The 2,479-nt window shown below is 67.0% G+C and carries 3 protein-coding genes; all 3 read right to left on the bottom strand.

What is annotated here, in order from left to right:
• Positions 1-570, bottom strand: a 570-nt coding sequence (gene map, locus ABZ749_RS33835) for a type I methionyl aminopeptidase (protein ID WP_357235152.1), incomplete at its 3' end; no start/stop codon positions are given.
• Between the two features lie 87 nt (positions 571-657).
• Entirely contained in the window at positions 658-1,311 is a 654-nt protein-coding gene (locus ABZ749_RS33830) for an adenylate kinase (RefSeq protein ID WP_088950228.1), read from the bottom strand.
• Positions 1,312-2,479 (bottom strand): preprotein translocase subunit SecY (gene secY, locus ABZ749_RS33825; protein ID WP_357235149.1); only part of this gene is annotated, 1,168 nt, incomplete at its 5' end. It lies immediately after the preceding gene.

The raw sequence follows: 2,479 nt of genomic DNA, 5'->3' as shown, positions 1-2,479 counted from the left end.
GTCCTGGTGCATCTCGGTGCCGATGCCGTGCCCGCCGTAACCGTCGACGATGCCGTACCGGCCGCCCTTGCGGACGGCGGTCTCCACAGCGTGCGAGATGTCGGTGAGGCGGCCCTTGCCGCTGGCCGCACCACGCGCAGCGGCGGCGATACCGGCCCACATGGCGTCCTCAGCGACCTCGGCCATCTTCAACAGCGCCGGGTCGACGTCACCGACCCCGACCGTGATCGCGGAGTCGCCGTGCCACCCGTCCAGCACCGCGCCGCAGTCGATGGAGATCAGGTCACCGGCCTGGAGCACCTGCTGCGGCGACGGGATGGCGTGCACGATCTGCTCGTTGACCGAGGAGCAGATTGACGCCGGGAAACCGTGGTAGCCCTTGAACGACGGAACACCGCCCGCCTCGCGGATGGTCGCCTCCGCGATGGCGTCCAGATCGGCGGTGCTCACACCGGGGGCGACAGCCTCCCGCATACGACGCAACGCCTCGGCCACCACCAGCCCGGCGGCCCGCATCTTCTCGATCTGGTCAGGGGTCTTCAGCTGGATGTCCAGCTGGGGACGACGCATGGAGCGGTTACCTTTCGTTGCCGAACAGCGGGGCACATAACGCGTACCCCGCTGTTCGCACTCTATCCGCCGTGGCCCGGCCGGACCTCAGCCGCCGTACGACCGCAGCGCGTCGATGGCCCGGGTGGTGACGTCCTCCACCGGCCCGGTGGCGTCGATCCCGACCAGCTTGCCCTGAGCGCCGTAGTAGTCGACCAGGGGCGCGGTCTTCTCGCTGTACTCGCGGAGCCGCGTTGCGATCGTCTCCGGCTTGTCGTCGTCGCGCTGGAACAGCTCGGCGCCGCACCGGTCACAGATGCCGGGCCGGGTGGTGGCGTCGAACTCGACGTGCCAGATCTTGCCGCAGCCCCGGCAGGTGCGCCTGCCGGAGAGCCGCCGGATCACCTCGTCGTCGTCGACGACCAGCTCCAGGACCAGATCCAGGGCGGTGCCCAGATCGGCCAGGAGCTTGTCCAGAGCGGCAGCCTGCGGAGTCGTCCGCGGGAAGCCGTCGAGCAGGAAACCCTCGCTGGCGTCGGGCTCGGCCAGCCGGTCCCGGACCATGTTGATGGTGACCTCGTCCGGAACCAGCTCGCCCGCATCCATGTACCGCTTCGCCTCGACACCGAGCGGCGTGCCCTGGGTGACGTTCGACCGGAAGATGTCTCCGGTCGAAATCTTCGGCACCGAGAGGTGCGCGGCGATGAACTCGGCCTGCGTGCCCTTGCCCGCGCCCGGCGGGCCAACCAGAACGAGTCTCATCTACCGCAGGAACCCTTCGTAGTTCCGCTGCATGAGTTGGCTCTCGATCTGCTTCACGGTCTCCAGACCGACGCCGACCATGATGAGCACAGCGGTGCCGCCGAACGGGAAGTTCTGGTACTGCTGGTTGTCCAGCCAGATGAAGAAGAAGTTCGGCAGGATCGAGATGATGCCGAGGTACAGCGCGCCCGGCAGGGTGATCCGGCTGAGGATGAAGTCCAGGTAGTCGGCGGTCGGCTTGCCCGGGCGGATACCCGGCACGAACCCGCCGTACTTCTTCATGTTGTCCGCGACCTCGGTCGGGTTGAACGTGATCGAGACGTAGAAGTACGTGAAGAAGATGATCAGCAGGAAGTAGACCGCGATGTAGATCGGGCTGCTCGGGTTGACCAGGTTGTTCTGGATCCACGACTGGGTCTTGCCCGGGTCGGTCTGGTCGAAGAACTGCAGCGCCAACTGCGGCAGGTAGAGCAGCGACGACCCGAAGATGACCGGGATCACACCCGCCTGGTTGACCTTGAGCGGGATGTAGGTCGAGGTGCCGCCGTACATCCGCCGGCCGATCATCCGCTTGGCGTACTGCACCGGGATCCGGCGCTGCGACTGCTCGATGAAGGTGACAGCGGTGATGACCACCAGAACCAGCGCGATGACCAGGGCGAACATGTCCCAGCCCTTGCTGGTCTTGATCTGCCAGCCCTCGCTGGGCAGCCGCGCCGCGATCGAGGTGAAGATCAGGACGGACATGCCGTTGCCGACGCCGCGGTCGGTGATCAGCTCACCGAGCCACATGACCATGCCGGTGCCGGCGGTCATCGTCATCACCAGGATGGTCAGGGTCAGCCAGTCCGGGATGCCGGTGCCGGTGGGGATGATCGGGAACTGGTCGCAGCGGTTCTGGAACAGCTGGCCCGAGCGGGCCAGCGCCACGAACGCCGAGGCCTGCAGCACACCGAGACCGAGGGTCAGGTAGCGGGTGTACTGGGTGATCTTCGCCTGACCGGCCTGGCCCTCCTTGCGGAGCTGCTCCAGGCGGGGGATCACGACGGTCAGCAGCTGCAGGATGATCGACGCAACGGTGTCTGCCTGACCGTCGTGGACGTGGCCGACGGTGTCTTCACCGCCGACGTGATGGGGGAGACGCTGCGCCGCTCCGCGCTGGGCGCGC

The organism is Micromonospora sp. NPDC047753, assembly GCF_040642735.1.
Lineage (GTDB): Bacteria > Actinomycetota > Actinomycetes > Mycobacteriales > Micromonosporaceae > Micromonospora.
Note: the sequence above shows the minus strand (reverse complement) of the source record. Positions and strands in the feature narration are given on the sequence as shown.

Excerpts from the sequence above, each read along its gene's own strand:
- ABZ749_RS33830 (WP_088950228.1), bottom strand. The coding sequence starts at position 1,311 with ATGAGACTCGTTCTGGTTGGCCCGCCGGGCGCGGGCAAGGGCACGCAG.